The organism is Rhizobium sp. BK312 (genome assembly GCF_014193605.1).
Taxonomy (GTDB): Bacteria; Pseudomonadota; Alphaproteobacteria; order Rhizobiales; family Rhizobiaceae; genus Rhizobium.
The window spans coordinates 1-23,242 of record NZ_JACHZP010000014.1 but is presented as its reverse complement, the minus strand read 5'-3'; the positions used below and the strand labels follow the sequence as shown (position 1 = coordinate 23,242).

Below are 23,242 nucleotides of genomic sequence, written 5' to 3'. Positions count from 1 at the left end.
GGCGGATAGTTTAAGCGTGTTCTACTGAGGACGGCAATTGAAAAGGGAGGATTTTCAATGCGTTTAAAACTTGCTGGAGCGACGGCACTTGCTGCCCTGCTTGCTTCCGGTTCTGCCTTTGCTGAGCAAACCACCATCACCGTATGGAGCTGGAACATCGCCGCGTCGGCGCTGAAATCGACGGTCGAGGGATTCAATAAGAAAAATCCTGACATCAAGGTCGAGGTTCAAGACATCGGCAACCCAGGGGTCTTCGACAAGATGCTGGCTGCCTGCGCTGCCGGCGGCGATGGGCTGCCCGACGTCATGTCGATCGAAAACCACAAGGCTTCGATCTTCTGGAACCGCTTTCCGGATTGCCTGACCGATCTCACGAAGCTCGGCTACAAGGATGAGCTGAAGAAGCAGTTCCCGGAATTCAAGCGCGCCGAGCTTGAGGTCGGCGATGCCGCCTATGCGATGCCGTGGGATTCCGGTCCGGTCACCATGTTCTATCGCCGCGACATGTATGAAAAAGCAGGCGTCGATCCGGCAACCATCAAGACTTGGGACGATTTCATTGCCGTCGGCAAGAAGATCTCCGCCGCCAATCCGGGCGTGATCATGACGCAGGCCGATCTCAACGGCGACACCGAATGGTTCCGCATGCTCGCCAATGAACAGGGCTGTGGGTATTTTTCAGGTGACAGCCAGAGCATCACCGTCAACCAGCCCGGCTGCGTCAAGGCACTGGAGAAGGTAAAGGAAATCAAGGACGCGGGCCTGATGAGCGCCGCGAACTGGAACGAGAAAATCCAGGCGAACACGGCAAGCAAGGTGGCGTCGCAGCTCTATGGCGGCTGGTATGAAGGCACTGTCCGCTCCACCTCACCGGATCTTGCCGGCAAATGGGGCGTCTACCCGATGCCGAGCATGACAGCCGACGGCCCGCACGCAGCCAATCTTGGCGGCTCGTCGCTCGCAATCGCCAGCGGATCCAAGCACAAGGAAGCCGCCTGGAAGTTTCTCGAATACACACTTGGCACCAATGAGGGCCAGGTGACCATGCTGAAATCCTTCGGCCTCGTGCCGTCGCTGCTGACGGCGGTCCAAGATCCTTTCGTCAATCAGCCGCAGCCCTATTGGGGCGGGCAAAAGGTCTGGGCCGATATTCTCGCCACCTTGCCGAAAATCAACCCGAGCCCAGGCACCCAGTATTTCAGTGATGCCGATGAGGTCATAAAGGCTGTCCAGACGAAATATCTCGCTGGCGGCTATCCGAATGGCAAGGCCGCGCTCGACGATGCAGCCCAGCAGATCGCTTCGGCGACAGGTCTGCCGCTCGCGAAATGAGTGACACTACCGGGCGTGCCTCCCAAGCCGCGCCCGGCATCCCCGCCGCCCTAGAATCAAAGAAGTAGCGCGTGACGTCGTCCGAAAACCGCCTGCACTTTTCGGCGTCACGCTCTAGGGGCGGCGGGGATGTGATGTCACGCATCATTTTCCTGCGCTAAAGGAGAAGGCTTTCATGCGGTTGCGAAACCGGAGCGCCTATGCGTTCCTTGCACCCTATCTTCTGGTATTCGCCGCTTTCTGGGTCTGGCCGATCATCGATTCGTTCCTGATATCGTTCCAGAATACCCGGGTTAATCCCTGGACCTTCAATCTGTCGCTCAATTGGGGGCGACTGTTCGGCGATCCGGCATTCTACAATGCGCTTGAAAATACGCTGATCATCCTGATCGTTCAGGTGCCAGTCATGATCACGCTCGCCACCGTCATGGCGGTGCTGCTGAATTCGCCGTTATTGAAGGCGCGTGGGATTTTTCGCTTTGCTTTCTTCGCGCCCGTCGTTGTCGGAGAAGTGGCTTATGCCGCCGTCTTCCGCCTGATGTTCAATGTCGACTTCGGCATCATCAACAAGCTGCTCGGCGGCGTGGGCATAGCGCCGGTGTCATGGTTTGCCGACTCGCATGCCGCAATGGTACTCATCGTTATCGCCGTCACCTGGCGCTGGGCGGGTTACAACGCCATCATCATCCTTTCCGGGCTGCAATCGATCCCGGAGGATGTCTACGAGGCCGCGACCCTCGACCGCGTCAGCCGCTTCAAGCAGTTCATCCACATCACCCTGCCACTCCTGAAGCCGATCATCCTCTTCTGCGTCGTCCTGTCCGTCATCGGCACCATGCAGCTCTTCACCGAACCATATCTGATCACCAATAGGGGGGGCCCCGGCGGCGGGACGGAAACGCTCGGCCTGCTGCTCTATCGCCAGGCTTTCCAGTCCACCAACTTCGGCTACGCCTCAGCGATCGCCTATACGATGGCGGTGCTTGCGGTGGCCATCTCTCTTCTCAATCTCTGGGTGGGGCGCGAACCGAAATGAAATCAAAGTCCAAATCCACTCTGATCCGCTCGATCGCCTTGCACGGCCTGCTGGCGCCGCTCGCCATCATCTGGCTGTTTCCGATCTGGATGATGTTCGTCTTCTCGACCATGCCCGATTACGGCATTTTCAGCCCCGGCATCGTCCTGACACCGTCGACTGGTTTCATGGACAACTTCCGAAACCTGCAGGCCGACACCAACTTCGTCGGCGCGATGACGATCTCTATCGTCGTTGCCGTCGTCTATACCTGCCTGTCTGTGCTGCTGACGTCGATGGCCGGATGGGCGCTGGCGCGCTACCAGTTCGCCGGTCGTTCGGGCGTCATCGGCATCATCCTCGGCACGATCACGCTGCCCTACTCCGTCGTCATCATCCCGCAATTTATCATGGTGGCGCGAGATTTCGGGCTGGCGAACACGTGGGTAGCGCTGATCGTGCCGCCGCTCTTCAACTCGCTCGGCGTCCTCTTCATGCGTCAGGCCTTCTCGATGATGCCGGGCGAACTCTTTGACGCCGCCCGCGTCGAGGGCGTCAAGGAATGGCAGATCTTCCTGCGCATCGCCCTGCCGCTGGCGCGGCCGACGATGGCAGCGCTCGCCATTATCCTGTTCCTGGCTTCCTGGAACAATTATCTCTGGCCGTTGCTCATCAACTCCCGGCCGGGAATGATGACCGCGCCCGTGGCGCTCGGAACGCTGATCGGCCTCACCAGGGTCTCCTGGGGCGGCATCATGGCCGGGGCCGTGATGCTGACGGCGCCGATCCTCATCATCTTCGTTCTCCTGCAACGCCACTTCATCGCCGGCATTGCCGCCGGCGCAATCAAATAATTCCGGGAGACCCGTATGGCTGAACTGTCTCTTACCAATATCGTCAAACGCTACGGTTCGCTGGAAATCATCCACGGCGCCAATCTCGAGGTGAAGGACGGCGAATTCGTCGTCTTCGTCGGGCCGTCCGGATGCGGCAAGTCCACGCTGCTGCGCATGATCGCCGGGCTGGAGGATATCTCCGGCGGTGAACTCAAGATCGGCGGCCGCGTTGTCAACGATGTGGAGCCGGCCGATCGCGGCATCGCCATGGTCTTCCAGTCTTATGCCCTGTATCCGCACCTGACCGTCGAACAGAACCTCAATTTCGGGCTGCGGATGAACGGCAATCCGAAGGCCGACACCGACCGTCGCGTCAAGCAGGCGGCCGAGATACTGCAGATCACGGAGCTCATGCAGCGCCGGCCGAAACAGCTCTCCGGCGGCCAGCGCCAGCGCGTCGCGATCGGCCGCGCCATCGTGCGTGAACCGCAGATCTTCCTGTTCGATGAGCCGCTCTCGAACCTCGACGCCGAACTGCGCGTGCAGATGCGCGTGGAAATCTCACGCCTTCACAAGAAGCTCGGCACCACGATGATCTACGTCACGCACGACCAGACGGAAGCGATGACGCTCGCCGACAAGATCGTCGTGCTGCGCGGCGGCAACATCGAGCAGGTCGGCGCGCCGCTTGATCTCTATGACGATCCGGCAAACCAGTTCGTAGCCGGATTCGTCGGCTCGCCGAAAATGAACTTCCTGCAGGCCGAGGTCGCGGATAGTCAGCAGGGCCGCATCGCCGTCGTGCTCAAGGGCCAGCGCGATATCCGTCTGGCCTTGCCGATCACATCCGCCAAGGTGGAGATCGGCCAGCCGGTGACGCTCGGCGTCCGCCCGGAACACTTTCTCGAGGCTGGGCGCGGCGATGTGGACATGACGGTTGACGTCGACGTCGCGGAGCATCTCGGCAATACCAGCTATATCTACGCCAATGTCGAAGGCGGCGAGCAAATCGTCATCGAGCGCGAGGAGTCCCGCAACACGGGCAATCGCGACAAACTCACCGTGGCGCTATCGGCCGCCAAGACATTCCTGTTCGACAGCGCCGGCAACCGATTGCGATAGGCGCTAGAGCCGGATGAATTTAGGTCGGGTCGATCTAAAATCTGAATCCGCTCTAGAATCAAAGAAGTAGAGCGTGATGTCGTCCGAAAATCGCATACACTTTTCGGCATCACGCTCCAGCCATCCTCCCAAGACAGCATGCAGATTTAGGAAAGGATCGTTCCATGACCACTGAGACACCAATCCGCTGGGGCATCATCGGCCCCGGCAGGATCGCACAGACTTTTGCCGATGGTATCGCCCATTCCCGCAGCGGCAAGCTGGTGGCCATCGCCAGCCGCAATCCGGACAAGCCGGGCCTGGGCGACGGTTTCCCGGGCGCGCGCATCGTCAACGGCTACGAAGCGCTGCTCGCTGACAAGGAGATCGACGCCGTCTACATCGCCACGCCGCATACCGGCCATGCCGAATGGGCGATCAAGGCTATCCGTGCCGGCAAGCATGTGCTTGTCGAAAAGCCGATCGCGCTTTCCGCCTTTGATGCGGAAGCCATCTACTACGAGGCCAAGAAAGCCGGTGTCTTCGCCGGCGAAGCCTTCATGTATCGCGTCCACCCGCAGACGGCGAAGCTGATCGAGCTCGTCAAGAGCGGTGTGATCGGCGATCTACGCATCATCCGCACCTCCTTCGGCTTCAATATGGGCAAGGTCAATCCGGAACACCGGCTGTTTGCCAATGACATGGCTGGCGGTGGTATTCTCGACGTCGGCGGCTATCCGGTGTCGATGGCCCGCCTGATCGCCGGCGCGGTCGACGGCAAGCCGTTCCTCGATCCCGAAAAGGTATCGGGCGTCGGCCATCTCGGCCAGACCGGCGTCGACGAATGGGCTTCCGCCGTCCTGAAGTTCCCCAATAACGTCATCGCCGAAGTGTCCTGCTCGATCATGGCGAACCAGGACAACACGCTGCGCATTATCGGCTCGGATGGCCGTATCGAAGTCAAGGACTTCTGGTTCGCCTCCGGCCATAAGGGCGGGGTCGGCAAGATCGAGGTCATCAAGGGCGGCGAAACTCAGACGATCGAGGTCAAGGAGGAGCGCTGGCTCTATTCCTTCGAAGTCGATGCGGCCGGCGATGCCATCCGCGCCGGACAAAAGGAATTCGCGTATCCCGGCATCAGCTGGGCCGATTCGATCGGCAACCTCAAGGTGCTCGACCAATGGCGCGCTTCGATCGGCCTCGAATATGGTGTCGAGAAGGCAGCAAAGCGGACGAAGAACATCGCGGGCGCGACCGTCACGAAGGGCAACAGCATCCCGAAGCGCAGTATTCCGGGCATCTCGAAACCTGCATCGCTCGTCACGCTCGGCTTCGAGTTTTTCCCGAATTTCGCAGCCGCTTCGCTGACGCTCGACGCCTTTTATGAAGCCGGCGGCAACGCCTTCGACACGGCCTATGTCTATGGCGGCGGCAAGACGGAGAGCATCTTCGGCGACTGGCACACCAGCCGCAACGTGCCGCGCGAGGAGATCGTGCTGATCGGCAAGGGTGCGCATTCGCCGCTTTGCTATCCGGACGTGATCGCCAAGCAGCTCGACCAATCCCTTAACCGCCTGAAGACCGACTATGTCGACATCTACTTCATGCACCGCGACAACACCGACGTTCCGGTCGGCGAGTTCGTGGATGCCATGGATGCAGAGGTGAAGGCCGGCCGCATCCGCGGCATCTTCGGCGGCTCGAACTGGACGCGCGCTCGCTTCGACGAAGCGATTGCCTATGCTCAGAAGAACGGCAAGACGGCACCGGCTGCCCTTTCCAACAACTTCTCGCTGGCGGAAATGCTCGATCCGATCTGGGCTGGATGCGTTGCCGCCTCCGACGACGAGTGGAAGGCCTGGCTGAATGCCAAGCAGATCCCGAACTTCGCCTGGTCGAGCCAGGGCCGCGGCTTCTTCACCGACCGCGCCGGCTGCGACAAGCGAGACGATGAGGAATTGGTTCGCGTCTGGTATTCCGACCGCAATTTCGGCCGCCGCGACAGGGCGATCGAACTGGCGCAGAAGCTTGGCCGCAGCCCGATCCACATCGCGCTCGCCTATGTCGTCGCCCAACCCTTCCCGGTGATACCGCTGATCGGCCCACGCACGGTCGCCGAATTGGAGGACAGCCTTTCGGCGCTCGACATCAAGCTGACGCCGGAACAGGTGAAGTGGCTCGAAGGCTGAGATAGGCCCGTTGGCTGGCGGGGTTCACGGTCGGCTGCTGAGTCTAAATTCGAGAAATGAAAGCAGCCCATCCGGGAAACCGGATGGGCTGCTTTCACATGGGAAGAGATCGTTGTTACCCCTTCTCCCCTCGGGGGAGAAGGTGCCGGCAGGCGGATGAGGGGGATTCGCCAAGAGCATGAAAACCAATTAAATCAGCGCAGTTAACCCCCTCATCCGACCCTTCGGGCCACCTTCTCCCCAAGGGGAGAAGGAGTTTACAGTGCCAAGCATGAGAGATCAGGCAGCGAAATCGAATGTCTTCGTATCCGCTCCTTCGAGGCGCAGCAGATAGGACTTGCGCTCGAGACCGCCGGCGAATCCCCTGAGATCGCCTGCCGACCCCACCACGCGATGGCAGGGCGCGATGATGGAGATCGGGTTGCGGCCATTGGCTGCCCCGACCGCACGGATCGCCTTTGCCGAGCCGATCTCAGTCGCAATCTGGCGGTAGCTCCGTGTTTCGCCAAAGGGGATGGCGAGCAAAGCCTGCCAAACTTTCTGCTGAAACTCCGTTCCGGCAAAATCGAGCGGTAGATCGAAAGCCTGTCGTTCGCCGGCAAAATATTCGCGCAGCTGACGTTCAGTCTCCAGCAACACAGGATGGCTGTCGTCTTCTGCGACGACCAGCAGCGGCACGCGGCCCGGCCGATCATTGTCCCAGAGGATCGCGGCAAGTCCATCATCGCTGCCGACGAGTTTCAAGGCGCCGACGGGCGAATTCACAATCCGATAGACATACTGCTTTTCCGCATTTTTCCGAGCTTTGGTCATGCCGATATCCTTTCTTTGAATTGCGCTTGCGGCATCGGGCGAGATTGCCTCCGATGGAGCGCTCATGTCCGCATTGGACCTCAAATGAGACGCTCCAGCCACCCGAAAATAGATAGGGGGCAGCGAAATCCCGGCATTTCCCGATCCCTGCTGGCAGTTCAGATGGCGCAGGCGGCGTGGTCACGCTTGGGAAACGGGCTGAATTTGTGTAAAACCAAGGGGAGACAGATCATCAGTATGCGGAGCTCGATATGACAGTTCGCCCGCCACGCAACTTCAATCCATCTCAAACCAAAGAAACCGGCCTCGGCATTCTTGAGTATGAGATGCTATCGGAACGCGCCAGCACGCTCGGCCATCATGGCATGAAGGTGGAAGCGGCGCTTGCAGCCTTGCAGGAGGGCGAAGCCAAGGGCAAGGCGGGCGTGGAGCACGAGCGGCTGGTGGATACCGCGGCGCAAGCCGTCTGGGGAATGTTCATCCATCGCGAGATCTGCGGCCTGCGCAACGGCCGCGATGTCATCCAGCGCTATGGCATTCCGAATAAAGTGCTTGCGCGCCTCGGGGCCAGCCCGAGACATCCCTGAATATCAGGATTTCAAGATCGCCTGGAAACGCGGATCGAAGGCGTGGCCGATCGGCTCGGCAGCGGCACCGCGCGCCACGGCCCATGGATCGGTCATGCCGAGCTGCAGGCGCGGCAATAATCGATCCGGGCGATCGGCATTGGAGGGCAGGAGCGGCTGCATGGCAGCAATCAAGCGGGTTGCGAGCGCAATGGGCGCACCGCCGCAGAGGATCACCGTCTGCGGATCGAAGATGGTTTCGATGAGCTGCACGCTCCAGCGCAGGTCAACTGCCGCCCTTTCGATCCAGGCGAGAATATCCGGATCGTCTGCCGCAGCGCGCTTGTCTATCAACGAATAGAGGTCCGGCGCCATCGGATCGACACCGAGGTGATCATACAGAGAAGCCAGCGAGGCGCGATGCTCCAGCTGGGTCTGTTTTCCGCCGGCCGTCAGCAGCGCCATGCCGATTTCGCCGGCATTGCCATGGGCGCCGCTATAGAGCTCGCCGCCGAGGATCAGCCCGGCACCGATACCGTAGCCGACATAGAGGCAGACGGCGTGATCGAGCCCATGCGCGGCGCCGACCATGCGCTCGGCGGTCGCGCAGGCCGCGGCGTCATTCTGCAGGGTGACGTTGAGGCCAGTTCCGGCAGACAGTGTTTCCAGCAGCGGAAAGCGCTGCCAGGCACCCATCATCCAGGGATTGTCGGCATCGTCCTGCTCGATACCGAACGGGCCCGGCATCGCCGCACCGAGGCCGACGAGCCGCTTCTCCGCCTGCGCGACACTTTGCTTCAGTTCGCTACGCACATCCTCCACCAACTGCAGGACGACGGGCGTGCCCGTTGCCGGGCCACCGGCCGGTAGGTTCGCTTCCTTGCGGATCAGCACATTGCCGACGAGATCGACGGCGATGGCACGGGTGATGTGCCGGTCGATCTGCAGGCCGATGGCGAAAGCACCTTCCGGCACGAGGCCATAGGGAGTCGAGGGCTGGCCGCGGCCGCGTCGCACCGTTTCTCTTGAAGTCACCAACCCGTCGTGCTCCAGCTCCTCGATGATGTTGGAGACTGTCTGCTTTGTCAGGCGCGTGGCGCGTGCAAGGTCCGCGCGGGAGAGCGCGCCGTTCAGCCGGAGGGCGTCGATGATCACCCGCCGGTTATGGGCGCTGGTGCCCTCGTGGTTCGTTCCGCTCGTAGCCCTGATCGGGCGAATATCGTTCATCTGCTTTTGCCTCTTGACAGCAATAGAATATTGAAGAACAAATTAGTCAAGACAATTGACTTAAAAGAAACCACAGAGTTTCATCAGGGAACAAAACGGAGCCTTATGGCTCCAGAGACGCGCCGATCGATGCTCGGCGGCCAGCCCGGCCAATTGCCTGCTCGACAACCGATGGCGACGCTTCAGCCGCCATTTGAAAAATCGCGTGACTGTCAAAAAGAACTGGAGGATGGAATGTTGAAATCATTGAACAAGACATTGCTCGGCGCAGCGCTGATCGGCGTATCCTTCGCCTCGCACGCTTTTGCCGAAACCACGATCAATGCCCTCTTCATGGCGCAGGCGGCTTATAGCGAAGCCGATGTGCGCGCCATGACGGATGCCTTTTCCAAGGCCAATCCTGATATCAAGGTCAATCTCGAATTCGTCCCTTATGAAGGCCTGCACGATAAGACCGTGCTGGCTCAAGGGTCCGGCGGCGGCTACGACGTCGTGCTCTTCGACGTGATCTGGCCGGCCGAATACGCGACGAACAAGGTTCTGGTCGACGTTTCCTCGCGCATCTCCGACGACACGAAGAAGAGCGTGCTGCCGGGCGCATGGACGACGGTCCAGTATGACGGCAAGTCCTATGGCATGCCCTGGATCCTCGATACCAAGTACCTGTTCTACAACAAGGACATCCTGGAAAAGGCCGGCATCAAGACGCCGCCGAAGACCTGGGACGAACTGAACGAACAGGCGAAGATCATCAAGGACAAGGGTCTTCTCGCCACCCCGATCGCCTGGAGCTGGTCGCAGGCCGAAGCCGCGATCTGCGACTACGCGACGCTCGTCAGCGCCTATAAGGGCGACTTCATCAAGGACGGCAAGCCGGACTTCCAGACCGGCGGCGGCCTCGATGCGCTGAAATACATGGTCACCAGCTACAAGTCCGGCCTCACCAACCCGAACTCGAAGGAATTCCTCGAAGAGGATGTCCGCAAGGTCTTCGAAAACGGCGACGCCGCCTTCGCGCTGAACTGGACCTACATGTACAACATGGCCAACGACCCGAAGGACAGCAAGGTCGCGGGCAAGGTCGGCGTGGTGCCGGCACCGGGCGTTGCCGGCAAGAGCGAGGCTTCGGCCGTCAATGGCTCGATGGGCCTCGGCATCACGTCCGCCAGCAAGCATCCGGACGAAGCCTGGAAGTACATCACCTTCATGACCTCGCAAGCAACGCAGAACCAGTATGCCAAGCTCAGCTTGCCGATCTGGGCATCGTCCTACAGTGATCCGGCCGTAACAAAGGGCCAGGAAGAGCTGATCGCTGCCGCAAAGGTCGGCCTCGCCGCCATGTATCCGCGTCCGACGACACCGAAGTACCAGGAATTGTCGACCGCACTGCAGCAGGCGATCCAGGAATCGTTGCTCGGCCAGTCTTCTCCGGAAGATGCGCTGAAGTCGGCAGCCTCCAACAGCGGTCTCTGATAGTCTTATCGGGCGGCCAAGCGCCGCCCGCCTCTACCCTCCATGAAGAATGAAAGAAGAGGCCCGCCATGTCCGGCACCTCGATGACAACTCGCGCCTGGCTTTTGATGCTGCCCCTGCTAGTGGTGATGATCGCCGTCATCGGCTGGCCTCTCGTCGATACGGTCGGCCTTTCTTTCACCGATGCGAAGCTTGTCGGCACCGGCGGCAATTTTGTCGGTATCGACAACTATGCAAAGATGCTGGCGAATTCCAATTTCCAGCGCACCCTGATTACCACGGCGTGGTTCGCAATCGTCTCCGTCGCCGCCGAAATGGTACTCGGCGTGCTGGCCGCGCTGCTGCTGAACCAGGACTTCAGGGGCCGGGGCGTGCTGCGCGCGCTGATGATCCTGCCCTGGGCGCTGCCAACCGTCGTCAACGCGACGCTCTGGCGGCTGATCTACAATCCCGAATATGGCGCGCTGAACGCGGCACTCACCCAACTCGGCCTCATCGACGCCTATCGCTCCTGGCTCGGCGAGCCGGGCACGGCGCTGACGGCACTCATCGTTGCCGACTGCTGGAAGAATTTCCCGCTGGTGGCGCTGATTGCGCTCGCCGCCCTGCAGGCCGTGCCGCGCGATATCACCGCCGCATCGCTGGTCGACGGCGCCGGGCCTTTTAAGCGCTTCCGCTTCGTGATCCTTCCATATCTTGTCGGGCCATTGATGGTCGCGTTGGTGTTGCGCACCATCGAGGCTTTCAAGGTGTTCGACATCATCTGGGTGATGACCCGCGGCGGTCCGGCAAACAGCACGCGCACGCTGTCGATCCTCGTCTACCAGGAAGCCTTCTCCTTCCAGCGAGCGGGGTCAGGCGCATCGCTCGCCCTCATCGTCACGCTGCTGGTTACGGTGCTGGCCGCCGCCTATGCCGCCCTTGTTCGCAAAACCGCAGGGAGTGCCACCTGATGGAACGCAAGAGCCCGCTCTTTACCTGCTTCATCTATATCTGCGCCATCCTGCTCGCCATCGTCATCCTGGCGCCGATCGCCTGGCTCTTCATCATGAGCATTTCGCCGGCTGCCGATCTTGCCGCCAAGCCGCTGCGCTGGTGGCCGCAGACGGCGGATTTCTCGCGCTACAGAGTGCTGCTGTCAACGTTGGAAAACAGCGAGGGCGCGGCTTTCACCTCGTCGCTGCGCAACAGCATCGAAGTCGCCGGCATGGCGACCATCGCCGCTATTGCGCTCGCCATCCCCGCCGGCTGGGCCGTGTCGCGCACGCCGTCCGTCGGATGGTCGCTCTCCATGGTCATCGCCACCTATATGCTGCCGCCGGTGGCGCTCGCCGTGCCACTCTATATGGGGCTTGCCTATCTCGGCCTGCTCAACAACGTCTTCGGCCTGGCACTCGTCTATCTGACGATTCTTGCGCCGTTCACGACCTGGCTGATGAAGTCCGGCTTCGATTCCATTCCGAAGGAAATAGAGGCTGCGGCGATGATCGACGGCGCCGGGCTGTTCCAGACGCTGAAGATCATCACGCTGCCGCTTGCCATGCCCGTGATGGCGACCTCGGCGCTCTTCGCCTTCCTGCTTGCCTGGGATGAATTCTTCTACGCGCTGCTCTTCACGTCAGACCAGCGCGCCAAGACGCTCACCGTCGCCATAGCGGATCTGGCCGGCGGCCGTGTCTCGGATTACGGACTGATCGCGACTGCCGGTGTGCTGGCCGCCCTGCCCCCGGTGTTGATCGGCCTTGTCATGCAACGTGCCCTGATCTCGGGCCTTACCAATGGCGGCGTCAAGGGATGACCATGACCAAAGAGAACACACGCCCCGAAGGCCTTGCCGCCATCGACCGCGAAATGGCTCGCCAGCACGCCGACGCGCTTGCTTCCTTCGAGGCCGCCACCGATATGGCCGCCAAGGCCGCAGCCTCGCTGAAGCACACCGGCAAGCTCTTGCTGCTCGGCATGGGCGGCTCGCACGCCGTCAACCGCGCCGTCGAGCCACTCTATCGCGCCGCCGGCATCGATGCGATCGCACTGCCGCTCTCCGAACAGCTCGGCCAGCCATTGTCGTCGGATGGACGCACGATCTTCATGACCTCGCAATCCGGGGAAAGTGCCGAGGTCGTGCGCTGGTTCAAGGAGACCGGCGGTACTGCCGACACGTTCGGCCTGACGCTGGAGGGCAGCTCCTTCCTCGCGAAGACAGTTCCCTCCCTTGTGGGCGTTGGCGGCACCGAGCTTGCCTTTGCGGCAACCCGCAGCCTCACCGTCACCTTCGCGCTGCATCTGGCGATCTTCGCAGCCCTCGGTCAGGATCCGGCACCTGCGCTCGCCGTGCTTCGCGCCCCGGAGACGCTCGATATTAAGCCAGCTCTCGCGGCTCTCGCCAATGTCGCGACGGTGGTTACCTCGGGCCGCCGCCTGCAGGGCGTTGCGGAGGGACTGGCGCTCGGTCTCACCGAGCTTTCCCGCCGTCCCTGCTTCTCGCTTGAAGGAGGCCAGCTGCGTCACGGGCCGATGGAAATGCTTGGGCCTTCGATCGGCGTCGTCCTCTTCCGCGGCAATGATGCGACGGCTGGTCTGGTGACCGCCATGGCCGTTTCTGCCGTCGAAACGGGTGCGCCCGTAATCGTCTTCGACGGTTCACAAGAAGAGCCGGTGCCTGGCTGCGTCACCCTACGCTTCAAGCCGGAAACCGGCCTTGCCGCCATCTTCCAGATGCTGCCCGTCGCCCAGTCACTGATGATCGCCTTTGCCAACGAGCGGGTGGAGAATGCCGGCACGCCGGTGCGCTCCACCAAGATCACCCGGAGCGAATGAATGAAGCCGCTTGCAGTCATCGGCAATGTCAATATCGATCTGATTCTTGGACCGGCGGCGCCATGGCCGAAGGCCGGCACCGAGATCATCGTCGATCATGACGAGCTGCGGGTCGGCGGCCAGGCGGGCAATAGCGCGCTTGCCTGGGAAGGCCTCGGCGTCGATTACGAGATTGCCGCCAATGTCGGCAGCGACCAGTTCGGACGCTGGCTCAGCGAAGCCTTCGGGGCGCGCAGCAGCAAATGGCCGGTGCGTCCGGAGGGCACGACACTCTCGGTCGGCATCACCCATCCCGATGGCGAGCGCACCTTCTTCACGACGCGTGGGCACCTGCCGCGGTTCAATATCGATGACGTGTTTGCGGTTCTCGACGGCAACAGGCTTGCCGGCGGCTATGCGCTGCTGTGCGGCGCCTTCCTCACAGAAGATCTCACGCGGGACTACGATGCCCTGTTCGACTGGGCCGACAAGCATGGGATCACCGCCGCGCTCGACACCGGCTGGCCGCTCGACGGCTGGACGGATACGAATTGCAGCGCGACCCGTGACTGGCTTGCGCGCTGCGGCGTGGCGCTGATGAACGAGGTCGAGACCACCACGCTCGCCGGCATGGACGATCCAACCGAGGCTGCACGCGCGCTCCACGCGCTGATGCCCGAAGGCGCCATCTTCGTCGTCAAGCGCGGCCGAGACGGCGCGCTTGCTGTCGATGCGGGCGGCAATCTCGTTTCGGCCGCGGCGCCCCGCGTCACTGTCGTCGATACGATCGGCGCCGGTGATGTCTTCAATGCCGGCTTTCTGGCCGCCCTTGCCCGCGGCGAGCCGCCTGCGGCCTGCCTTTCGGCGGGGACCGCGGTCGCATCCCGCGCCATTTCCACACTGCCGCGCAGCTACGGCCCGGCCCAAGCATCCGAGGAGGCCGTTTAATGAGCGCGCTCGAAATCCAGAACATCCGCAAGAGCTACGGCGAAGTGGAGACGCTGAAGGGCATCGATATTTCGCTCGAAAGCGGCGAATTCCTGGTGCTGCTCGGCTCTTCGGGCTGCGGCAAGTCCACGCTTCTGAACATCATCGCCGGGCTTGCCGAGGCGACGAGCGGGGATATCCGCATCGGCGATCGCTCCGTGCTCGGCGTGCATCCGAAGGACCGCGACATCGCCATGGTATTCCAGTCCTATGCGCTCTATCCAAACCTCTCGGTCCACCGCAACATCGGCTTCGGCCTGGAAATGCGCAAGGTGCCTGCCGCCGAGCGCGATAAGGCGGTGCGCGAGGCGGCGAAGCTCTTGCAAATCGAAGCGCTGCTGGAGCGCAAGCCGAGCCAGCTTTCCGGCGGCCAGCGCCAGCGCGTGGCGATCGGCCGGGCGCTGGTGCGCAAGCCGGAGGTCTTCCTCTTCGATGAGCCGCTCTCCAATCTCGACGCCAAGCTGCGCATGGAGATGCGCACCGAGTTGAAGCGCCTGCACCAGATGCTGAAGACCACGGTCGTCTATGTGACGCACGACCAGATCGAGGCAATGACGCTCGCAACGCGCATCGCCGTGATGCGCGACGGCCGGATCGAGCAGCTCGGCACGCCGGACGAAATCTACAATCATCCGGCAACACTTTACGTCGCGACCTTCGTCGGTGCGCCGCCGATGAACCTTTTGAATGCGACCGCCGACCAGGGTTCGCTGCGCATCGACGGCACCTCAATCACCCTGCCGATGCCGTCGACGAAAGCGGCGATCAACCAAGGCCAGGAGCTGGTCATCGGCATCCGGCCGGAAACACTGCATCTCGATGAGGGCGGCAAGCTCGAAGCCATATGCGAAGTCGCGGAATTGACCGGCCCCGAACTGATCGTGACAGCGCAGGCAGGCTCGCAGCGGCTGATGGCCTGCCTGCCGCCGCGCACAGTGATTGCCGAAGGACAGAAATTCAAACTCGGCTTTGACGCCGGCGCGCTGCATCTCTTCGATCGCACGACTGGCCAGCGCTGCGAATAGATCTTCGCACCCTGGAGACATGATCGCTGAGGGTGCGCAGGCGGCCGCTGTGGTCCCCGCTGCAATAATTTTATTTCCGTAATGTTGCTGCAAAGCGGAGCGCCGAACCTGACGATGAAAACGATCGTCAGGAAAGAGCCATGTTTCAACTTCAACGCCGCGTGCGGTGGCCTTTCGTCGGGCTTCAATTGAGCAATATAGCTCTGAATTCCAGCCATGCCTTTGCAGCCGTCCTCTATCCCTGGATCATGTACGATCTCACCCGTAGCGTCGTTTGCATGGCGCTGATCGCTTTCGTGAACGGCATGGTTCTTCTGATCGGCATGGTCTTTGGCGGCTATGTGGCGGAGATGCTGGGCACGCGTCACACCGCGCTCATCTCCGCGAAGATCGGCATGCTGGCGTCGCTGATGATCGCGATCCTCTATATGGCGGACCTCTTGCATCCGGGCACCTTCCTCCTTCTCAGCTTCGCAGGGTCGATCCTCGACGGTCCGGCGACTGTCGCCACCGAGGCGAAGACGCCGGAAATCGCGCGGCTTTCGAGGCTGTCATCAGCCGCAGCGGTTTCCATCGACGATACGATCGATGGCCTCTTGCTGTTGACGGCTTCTGCCGCCAGCGCTTTCATCATTGCCGTCATCGGCCCGAAGGATGCGGCATGGTGGATCGTAATCGGCAATTTCATCGCCATGATGCTGCTGTCCTTCAGCCTGCCACGGTTCCGTCTGGGGCCGGCGCCGAAGCTTGGCGATATCCTCCACGCTGGCAGGCGGTTCCGCACTGCAGCCGTGTCTTTGCCATTCGCCCTTTGCGCAAGCGCGGCGCTCGGCTTCTTCATGGTGCTGCAGATTTTCATCGTGCCGGCCGCCTTGCGCCTGCAGGGTGAATCCGTGGCGTGGCTCGGGCTCTTCGTTGCAGCATCGGCGACGGGCACGATCATGATGAACCTGCATCTCGCATCGCGCCATGCCTTACCGGCGCCTACGGCTATCGTTTCCAAGGCTCTGCTCGGCCTAGCGCTTTCGATGGGCATTCTATGGATCGAGATTTCGCCGATGACGATGATGGTGGCTGGTCTCGTCGCCGGACTGGCGAACGGCTGGCTTTCACCCGCCTTCGTCGCGATCCTGCAATTGAAACCGCCACGCGACTGCCGACCCCATGTGATGGGTCTTTCCTATTCGATCGCTCTGCTATTCCTGCCGGTCGAATACATGCTGACGGGCGCTGCGATGGGTCTGACCTCGTTTCGCACGGCCTGCATCTTTCTGGCATTCTTGCTGTCGCTGGGCGCGGCCGTCGGCGCGGCGTGGCTGGAATCCGTTCGTGATGAGGAGCCGCAAGCAGTCGACTAAAACGAAGGATGGGCAGGTAGACTGCGCGCAAGGACGCTGATCGGTTAAGAAATGAACTTCACGATCGAGATTGGTAGAGGCGCCATCATCAAGGCAACGGATGAAGGTCCTGCATACCCATCGCGACGCTGCGACTGCTAGACCTTAACAAATAGTTAAGGAAATCTGATCAACTATCTCAAAATACTAGATAATTTCTAAAGATTTTTAATCCTGCAATGTACTCGCAATTCTCACCGGCAAAATGACCTCCATCTCCTGAAGACAACCCGCTCCCCAAGTCGGTCGGTCCCGGAGAGCAGCAGGAACCGATGTTCGGTTCTCCAACGCAACTGAGACAAACTGAGACCTTTGCGAGCGTCGAGAGTGGCGCATGGGTTTCGTATGGAGTTAGCAATGTCGCTCAGCGTAAAATCGATTTTGTTCGCGGCTCTGGCCATGGCGGCCGCAAACAATGCATCAGCCGCCGATCTCACCACCTATCAGGCCCCGGATGCCTCCGCCTATGACAGGCCGGCGGCATTTCAGTGGAGCGGCGCCTATTTCGGTGCCCATGGCGGTATCGCCTCGCCTAAGTTCAATCCTTTCGCCAGCGGTAAGGGGCTGACCGGCGGCGTGCAAGCCGGCTACAATTTCCAGGTGGGGCCAGGCATCTTCGGCGCAGAACTGGAAGGCTCCTATCTCGGAAACAATGAACTGCACGTACCGAACGGCAAGGTGGAAGAACGCTTCCGCGGCGCCGCCAAGGCCAAGGCCGGCCTGACCTTCGACCGCACGCTGGTCTATGGCACCGCGGGTCTGACGATGACGAAATTCGAAGGCGGCAAGGGCGTTTCCACCTCGAGCGGCTGGAAGCAGGGCTATCTTGTCGGCGGCGGCGTCGAACAGGGCTTCGGCGGCGGCCTGTCGGCCAAGATCGAATATAACTACGTCATGACCAACGACGTCTCCACGACGACATCGAGCGGCAAGTCGAAGACCGATCTGCGCGATCACGTCATCAAGGCCGGCCTGAACTATCGCTTCTGATGCCCGGTTCGCCGAAGTCGGCACGGTTTTTTCAGGCCAGGGCGGGCCTGACGGAGGGCGGCGGAGGTGGCTGATCGAACCCCAAATCAGCGCTTTCGCCGCTTTCGATCATGAAAGTCCGCCGCGTCATGCGTAGGCAATCGAACCATTCGCTGCCATCGCGTTTCGCACGATCGGCGGTCTTGCGGTTGCCCGAAAGTTGCCGGACAATCCTGGTGGAGAAGTGCAGCGGAGTGATGACTGATCTGCCAAGGGATCCGACCGCATGAGACACCAAGCCCCGTGGTTCCATGTCAAAGCCTATGGTTACGGAGCCGGCCGGCCTTGCTGCTGGCAGGGCTGGATGGCGCTTGTTATCTATGCGCTGGTGCTGATGGCCTTTATCTTCGTCGGCGAGCCTAATGCGGATAGTCATCCAATCGGCTACGCCACAGCGATCATCGTCCCGACGGCATTGCTGATGTTCGTTGCCTGGTTGAAAAGCGATGCCCCATGGCGTTGGCGATGGGGCAAAATTGACGAACCAGGTCGGGATTGAGTTGGCCCCTTGCGAGCAAGGGAATCATCCGGCTTCCGCTGGGCCGCTAGAGGGATTTATTCGCATTCAAGCGAAGGTTGGCGAAAACTCGTTACATACCAATCGGGACCGGAGCCTCGGGTATAGAAGGTGTAGAAACATTCCGTATGCTCGACGTAGCCGGGCGTTTCGGTGACTTCATAACGTTTGCCGCGACGTGTATCCCGGATTTCGCCGCTGGATTGGCCTGACACCACCTGCGTCTTCTGCTTGCGCCATTGATAGGCACGCGCGCCCGGGCCTAGGTCATAGACATTATCCGGCGGACCATAGTCCAGCATCACGCTGCTGATCGGCGCGCCAATATAGCTCTTCATGATCTGCGAGGCACAGGCCGACAGGATCAGCAGGACTGTAAGCGCAGCAATTCCGCGAGGGAGCCGCTTCATACGAATGGCAGTCATCAGAACGTCCTTTGCAACTGAAGGGAGATCGCAGGCAGGGGTACGTCTCATGGATTACGGCAGCATTGCGCTTTGCGGCATCAGCCGCTTTTTGTCGGGCGCCCAAGAATCTGGCGGATGCCTTCCTTGCGGAAAGGCTGCGCCAGCTGGCCGAGAAAATTTTTCGCGACCTCGCCGCGGATGCCAATATCCGTCGAAGATGGTCGATCGGGATTGAAATAGGTGCCAAACAGCAGATCGAAGAACACGACATTCTCACCGTAGTTCGTGTTGCCCTCGCGCATGTCCTTGGAATGATGCCAGCGATGCAGTCGCGGCGTGCTGAAGATATAATCGAAAATACCGGTTCGCATATCGACGTTGCAGTGGGTGAGAATGCCCATGAACGCCGTGATCGCACCAAGCCACCAGAAAACCTGGAGCGGTGCGCCCAGCAGATAGATCGGCAGCTGGCTGAGGGCTACCTTGAACAGCGAATCGGCAATGTGGAAGCGGCCTGTGTTGACGACCCATAGCCTGATAACGCTGTGATGCAGCGCGTGAAAGCGCCATAAGAACAATCTTTCATGGGCGATCCGATGCGCCCAGTAGAGGCCGAATTCCGCGACGACGACAGCGATCGCCGCTTGAAACGGCATGGGTGGTGCCGTCGGCCACAGATCGAAGCGGGCATCGGCGAACGGCTGCAGCACAGTGGCCGTCAGCATCGGGAAAACGGCGCCGACTAGTGCAAACAGTTGCACCGCCCCCTTGGTCAGCAGCGTATGGGCGATGTTATTAGCCGTCTCGCCATCAGGAAGCAGCCAATGCCGCTCATAGGGAATACAGCGTTCGAGCAGCAGGAGCAGCAGCACCTCGCCGGCATAGACAAGCGCAAAGCCAAACATTGGCCGTTCGCTCTCGAAAGCGAAATGAGTGAGAAGCAGACCAGCGAAGAACACCAAAGGCCAGGACGACAGCGAGAGGACCGTTTTCATTGCGAATCCAGCCAGTCCAGCAGCTCCCGGCAAGATCGGGGCTGGCCGTCGTTAAAACGCCCGTTAGTACATGGATTGATAGAGGATCGTCGTGTACGGCTATATTTTTCATCCGGCCAGTCGCGCCATCGGTCATGCCGCCAGGCGCGCCGCAACTCCTCGCAACTCCTCGGACGCCCGTCGCTCACGCGGCCATCGGTACATGGGTCATATCTATATTGAACGAGGAGAGGGTGCCGATTTCTGCGCTCCGAACCGAGTTCGGCGGCCGATAGACAGGAGCTGCCGACCGCCAGTATGCAGGCCAAAAGAAGAAAAAACCGCATAACCACCCGCCTTTGATTGCTTTGATGCACGGATGGTCTGCGAAGCAGATTACGGGAGCATTGCGTTATTTCGGGAAAATGCCGCGGCTAGCTTTTCGACAGACGATTGCCAGGGCAGCTGCGGGCTTGGCTAGTATCGCCATGGCTAGGAGCTGAGGGGGATAGATTATTGGTTGCGGGGGCTCGCAACACCCGATTCCTACGATTGTTTGAGCGTCAAATACCAAAATTGGCGGCGTGACAGTCGTTGGTAAATTGAATTTGTTCAATAAATGACGCTAGAGAGGGCCCATTCTAACCGCTTCTCAAACGACCATTCAGGACAGATTCCGTGACGAATTCCGAAATCGAGAACCTTAAAGGCGCTCTACGTGCTCGACTGCGCCGCGACTTCGTAGAGGTGTCGAGCGCCCGCGATACCAGCAGGAAGGCGCATCTTGAAGTGTTCGAGAGCAAGCGCGGCGGCCGAGCCATAGGGGTTGAGTTCGACCACGTGGATCGGGTCAATCTGTGGGTCGTTCGTCTGGGATGCCGCGTGATCTTCCTTCAACGATCGAACAGGTGGAGGAGGAGCCCAATGGCAGCCGTAGCTGGACTGATGCAAACGGTGATGGTGCCAACAGTAATCTATCTGGATACAAGCAGTTCGCGACCAAACCCCTCGTCAGGCTCGCGGTGAAGACGCTGGTCGACGCCGCTCTGGTTGTTGATCATCTCACGAGGTAGCGCAGGTAGCATGTACGGTATGGATGCGCCGTCTGTTGCACGAGGATGATGCGCATTCACGTTCTAAAAGACTGATATCGGGGAGCATCGAACCCCGAGTTCTGGGCCGTAAAGTTCGCGCGCAACATCGCCCGGGACCTGGAAGTTCGCAATGCCTTGAACTCATCCGGATGGCGGGTGGGCACCGTATGGGAATGCGGCCTTCGCTCCCCGTGGGTCCAGACGACACTCGACGAGGTCGCGCATTGGATCCGCAACGGTGCCGGAAATTTCGAGAGCGACCTGGTGCGGCCTCGAAGCGAGACGGAGAGGCAACAGTCGGCGAAATTGTTACCTATCCTGGGTGAAGAACGCATCTACACCCAGGATAAGTAACGAATTTTATGTTACCTATCCTGGGTCAAAAATTGAATTACACCCAGGATAAGTAACAAGTGGCCGCATCGAAACAGCAGCACCTGCTGCGTAACTACATCGCCGAACACCCGATCGTACGGTTCCATGAGCTGCGGCGGGCAGGCATATTCGCGATGACCATCGCCCGCGCCGTGGAGGCAGGAGAGCTTGTGCGACTGTCACGCGGGCTCTACCAGCGTCCGGATGCAGATCTTGACACGCTGCAGGCTCTGGCAGAAGCAGCAAAACTGGTTCCACAAGGCGTCGTTGCTCTGACCTCCGCGCTCGCCTTTCACGGTCTTACGGATCAGATCCCGCGCGAAGTATGGATGGCGGTCAGCCAGAAGGACTGGGCAGTTGCGCCCGCCTATCCGCCTATTAGAATTACGGAATTCAAGGACGCCTACATGAAGCAGGGCGTAGAGCATCATCAGATTTCCGGAGTTGCAGTAAGGATTTTTTCGGCCTCGAAGTCGCTTGCCGATGTCTTCCGCAGCAGGCTCGTTGATCGATCCGTTGCCATAGAGGCGCTGCGCGCTGCGCTCCAGCAGCGAAAGGTGAGTCCTGCGGCCATAACCGAGACTGCGATGGCGAACGGCGCCTGGAAAAAGATGAAACCCTATCTGGAGGCTCTGACCTCGAATGGCTAGAGAAATCAGAAACAGGGCGGCGTCCATCAAGCAGCAGCTCAGCAATCTTGCTCGCCGTGAAGGGCGGGTTTTCGAAATTGTCATGGTCCGATATGCCCTCGAGCGACTGCTCTTTCGACTGTCCGTGTCCGACAAGGCCGATCGGTTCATACTCAAGGGCGGAATGCTCGTCACGCTTTGGTTGGACGGAGACAACCGCGAAACCCGCGACGTCGATTTCCTTGGATACGGTCAGGCAGACGGAGAGACGCTGAAATCGATCTTCGCAGAAGTTATGGCAGCCCAATACGATGACGGACTCGTCTTCGATGTCGACGGACTACAGGCCGAGGTCATCCGCGAGGAGATGGAATACAACGGGGTGCGACTTCGCACCGTAGCCTTCCTGGAGCGCACAAGGATACCAGTCACCATCGACGTCGGGTTCGGTGATGCATTGGCGGGAGCCGAGATGACCTCCTACCCTTCTCTTCTCGGCATGGAATCCCCACGCATTCGCAGCTATCCTCCAGCGGTCGTAATTGCCGAGAAATTTCAAGCGATCGTGGCGCTCGGCATAATCAACGGGCGGATGAAGGACTACTTCGACCTCTGGGCAATTCCCCAGGTCGTCAGCATTCCGGATGACGAGCTTGATGCCGCGATCAGTGCGACGTTCGCGCGCAGACGAACCGCGATCCCCTCTTCGCGACCACCAGGTCTGACCAGTGTCTTCTACGAGGATACTGGCAAGCAGAGCCAGTGGGGAAACTATGCCCGGTCGATCCAAGTTACAGGACTGGCGCTTGACGAGGTGACGGACGCGATCTGGAATTTGGTGGGGCCCTGCTGTTCTCGTTTGTTTGCCGCATCAGTCACCACCAAGGACCCCTGACACGCTAGAAGCGCACAAAAGCGCTATGACCGGAACCAGAAGTTCGATAAGCAGGGGGCAGGCTCGCTTTGACCCTGGGCCTTATCGCAAGCAGCGCGGGCACGCACGATATGGTCGGCATGGTCGACACCAGCGGCCAGCTGCCTTCATGCAGCCCGACAAGACACCGGCTATTTCCTGAACCGAGATGTTCTACCCCCAGCTTTTCGCAACAAAACAATTCTTTAGCATAAGCACGTCAAGACTTCAGACCTGAGCCCCAAGTTCTGCCAACACTCGAGACCGGAGAGAGGCTGTCTCGTAGCTTATCCATCCGACCGCCGGCATTATCAGCACTTGCACCCCACGCCCGCTTTGCACCTGTCGATTTTAGAACTTGTGTTTTATGTCAGGGATTGAGCGTTTGATCGCAGTGCTATGGCGTACTGTATCGTAGTTATGGGCTACTGCCGGACAGCGTGTCGTGCTGTAGATTGGTTGCGGGGGCAGGATTTGAACCTGCGGCCTTCAGGTTATGAGCCTGACGAGCTACCGGGCTGCTCCACCCCGCGTCACCAGCGCAAAC

21 protein-coding genes and 1 tRNA gene are annotated in these 23,242 nt (G+C 60.3%); 17 read left to right on the top strand and 5 right to left on the bottom strand.

Annotated elements, in window-relative coordinates:
- The first annotated feature begins 57 nt into the window (after nt 1-57).
- The 5 genes from FHT85_RS28250 (at nt 58) to FHT85_RS28230 (ending at nt 6,473) form a co-directional block, all read left to right on the top strand.
- Nucleotides 58-1,332: an ABC transporter substrate-binding protein gene (locus FHT85_RS28250; protein ID WP_112412247.1), complete on the top strand. Its 1,275-nt coding sequence runs from the start codon at nt 58-60 to the stop codon at nt 1,330-1,332.
- Nucleotides 1,333-1,507: 175 nt separating this feature from the next.
- Nucleotides 1,508-2,368, top strand: a complete 861-nt coding sequence (locus FHT85_RS28245) for a carbohydrate ABC transporter permease (protein WP_112398648.1) — start codon at nt 1,508-1,510, stop codon at nt 2,366-2,368.
- On the top strand, nt 2,365-3,201 hold the full coding sequence (locus FHT85_RS28240; protein ID WP_015338242.1) for a carbohydrate ABC transporter permease: 837 nt from the start codon (nt 2,365-2,367) through the stop codon (nt 3,199-3,201). The genes FHT85_RS28245 and FHT85_RS28240 overlap by 4 nt, the downstream gene beginning before the upstream one ends.
- Nucleotides 3,202-3,216: 15 nt before the next feature.
- Complete coding sequence (locus FHT85_RS28235; RefSeq protein ID WP_112398649.1) at nt 3,217-4,305, top strand: ABC transporter ATP-binding protein; 1,089 nt, start codon at nt 3,217-3,219, stop codon at nt 4,303-4,305.
- Between the two features lie 164 nt (nt 4,306-4,469).
- Complete coding sequence (locus FHT85_RS28230; protein ID WP_112412246.1) at nt 4,470-6,473, top strand: aldo/keto reductase; 2,004 nt, start codon at nt 4,470-4,472, stop codon at nt 6,471-6,473.
- A gap of 279 nt (nt 6,474-6,752) precedes the next feature.
- Here the strand turns inward: FHT85_RS28230 and FHT85_RS28225 are convergent, their stop codons facing one another.
- Complete coding sequence (locus FHT85_RS28225; protein WP_112412283.1) at nt 6,753-7,286, bottom strand: methylated-DNA--[protein]-cysteine S-methyltransferase; 534 nt, start codon at nt 7,284-7,286, stop codon at nt 6,753-6,755.
- 251 nt (nt 7,287-7,537) lie between these two features.
- Here FHT85_RS28225 and FHT85_RS28220 point away from each other — a divergent pair, with 251 nt between their 5' ends.
- The gene (locus FHT85_RS28220; protein ID WP_112338862.1) at nt 7,538-7,873 is read left to right on the top strand and encodes a DUF6665 family protein; all 336 of its coding nucleotides are present in this window, start codon (nt 7,538-7,540) and stop codon (nt 7,871-7,873) included.
- A gap of 3 nt (nt 7,874-7,876) precedes the next feature.
- Here the strand turns inward: FHT85_RS28220 and FHT85_RS28215 are convergent, their stop codons facing one another.
- On the bottom strand, nt 7,877-9,079 hold the full coding sequence (locus FHT85_RS28215) for an ROK family transcriptional regulator (protein WP_112412245.1): 1,203 nt from the start codon (nt 9,077-9,079) through the stop codon (nt 7,877-7,879).
- Nucleotides 9,080-9,313: 234 nt separating this feature from the next.
- Between FHT85_RS28215 and FHT85_RS28210 the strand changes: the two genes are divergently transcribed.
- The 9 genes from FHT85_RS28210 to FHT85_RS28170 all read left to right on the top strand — a co-directional run bounded on the left by FHT85_RS28210 (nt 9,314) and on the right by FHT85_RS28170 (nt 18,285).
- Nucleotides 9,314-10,552: an extracellular solute-binding protein gene (locus FHT85_RS28210; RefSeq protein WP_112338860.1), complete on the top strand. Its 1,239-nt coding sequence runs from the start codon at nt 9,314-9,316 to the stop codon at nt 10,550-10,552.
- 68 nt (nt 10,553-10,620) lie between these two features.
- On the top strand, nt 10,621-11,505 hold the full coding sequence (locus FHT85_RS28205) for a carbohydrate ABC transporter permease (protein ID WP_112412244.1): 885 nt from the start codon (nt 10,621-10,623) through the stop codon (nt 11,503-11,505).
- Nucleotides 11,505-12,350, top strand: coding sequence for a carbohydrate ABC transporter permease (locus tag FHT85_RS28200; RefSeq protein ID WP_112338858.1), 846 nt, complete (start codon nt 11,505-11,507; stop codon nt 12,348-12,350). Before FHT85_RS28205 ends, FHT85_RS28200 begins: the two co-directional genes overlap by 1 nt.
- On the top strand, nt 12,347-13,369 hold the full coding sequence (locus FHT85_RS28195; RefSeq protein WP_112412243.1) for an SIS domain-containing protein: 1,023 nt from the start codon (nt 12,347-12,349) through the stop codon (nt 13,367-13,369). Before FHT85_RS28200 ends, FHT85_RS28195 begins: the two co-directional genes overlap by 4 nt.
- Complete coding sequence (locus FHT85_RS28190) at nt 13,370-14,296, top strand: PfkB family carbohydrate kinase (protein WP_112412242.1); 927 nt, start codon at nt 13,370-13,372, stop codon at nt 14,294-14,296.
- On the top strand, nt 14,296-15,360 hold the full coding sequence (locus FHT85_RS28185; RefSeq protein ID WP_112398654.1) for an ABC transporter ATP-binding protein: 1,065 nt from the start codon (nt 14,296-14,298) through the stop codon (nt 15,358-15,360). Before FHT85_RS28190 ends, FHT85_RS28185 begins: the two co-directional genes overlap by 1 nt.
- Before the next feature lie 140 nt (nt 15,361-15,500).
- Complete coding sequence (locus FHT85_RS28180) at nt 15,501-16,718, top strand: MFS transporter (RefSeq protein ID WP_112412241.1); 1,218 nt, start codon at nt 15,501-15,503, stop codon at nt 16,716-16,718.
- 396 nt (nt 16,719-17,114) lie between these two features.
- Nucleotides 17,115-17,747: an outer membrane protein gene (locus tag FHT85_RS28175; RefSeq protein WP_112412240.1), complete on the top strand. Its 633-nt coding sequence runs from the start codon at nt 17,115-17,117 to the stop codon at nt 17,745-17,747.
- A gap of 343 nt (nt 17,748-18,090) precedes the next feature.
- On the top strand, nt 18,091-18,285 hold the full coding sequence (locus tag FHT85_RS28170; RefSeq protein ID WP_246780129.1) for a hypothetical protein: 195 nt from the start codon (nt 18,091-18,093) through the stop codon (nt 18,283-18,285).
- A gap of 56 nt (nt 18,286-18,341) precedes the next feature.
- Here FHT85_RS28170 and FHT85_RS28165 read toward each other — a convergent pair whose 3' ends face one another.
- Both FHT85_RS28165 and FHT85_RS28160 read right to left on the bottom strand, forming a co-directional pair.
- Nucleotides 18,342-18,728 carry a hypothetical protein gene (locus FHT85_RS28165; protein ID WP_112412238.1) on the bottom strand — a complete coding sequence of 129 codons (387 nt, stop codon included), beginning with the start codon at nt 18,726-18,728 and terminating at the stop codon, nt 18,342-18,344.
- Nucleotides 18,729-18,808: 80 nt separating this feature from the next.
- Nucleotides 18,809-19,705, bottom strand: coding sequence for a sterol desaturase family protein (locus FHT85_RS28160; RefSeq protein WP_112412237.1), 897 nt, complete (start codon nt 19,703-19,705; stop codon nt 18,809-18,811).
- A gap of 1,486 nt (nt 19,706-21,191) precedes the next feature.
- Between FHT85_RS28160 and FHT85_RS28155 the strand changes: the two genes are divergently transcribed.
- Nucleotides 21,192-21,803 carry an AbiEi antitoxin N-terminal domain-containing protein gene (locus FHT85_RS28155; RefSeq protein ID WP_112412235.1) on the top strand — a complete coding sequence of 204 codons (612 nt, stop codon included), beginning with the start codon at nt 21,192-21,194 and terminating at the stop codon, nt 21,801-21,803.
- A complete protein-coding gene (locus tag FHT85_RS28150; RefSeq protein WP_112412234.1) occupies nt 21,796-22,677 on the top strand; it encodes a nucleotidyl transferase AbiEii/AbiGii toxin family protein in 882 nt (293 codons plus the stop codon). Before FHT85_RS28155 ends, FHT85_RS28150 begins: the two co-directional genes overlap by 8 nt.
- Before the next feature lie 474 nt (nt 22,678-23,151).
- Here FHT85_RS28150 and FHT85_RS28145 read toward each other — a convergent pair.
- Nucleotides 23,152-23,228: transfer RNA gene (locus FHT85_RS28145), tRNA-Met, on the bottom strand.
- Nucleotides 23,229-23,242: the final 14 nt, after the last annotated feature.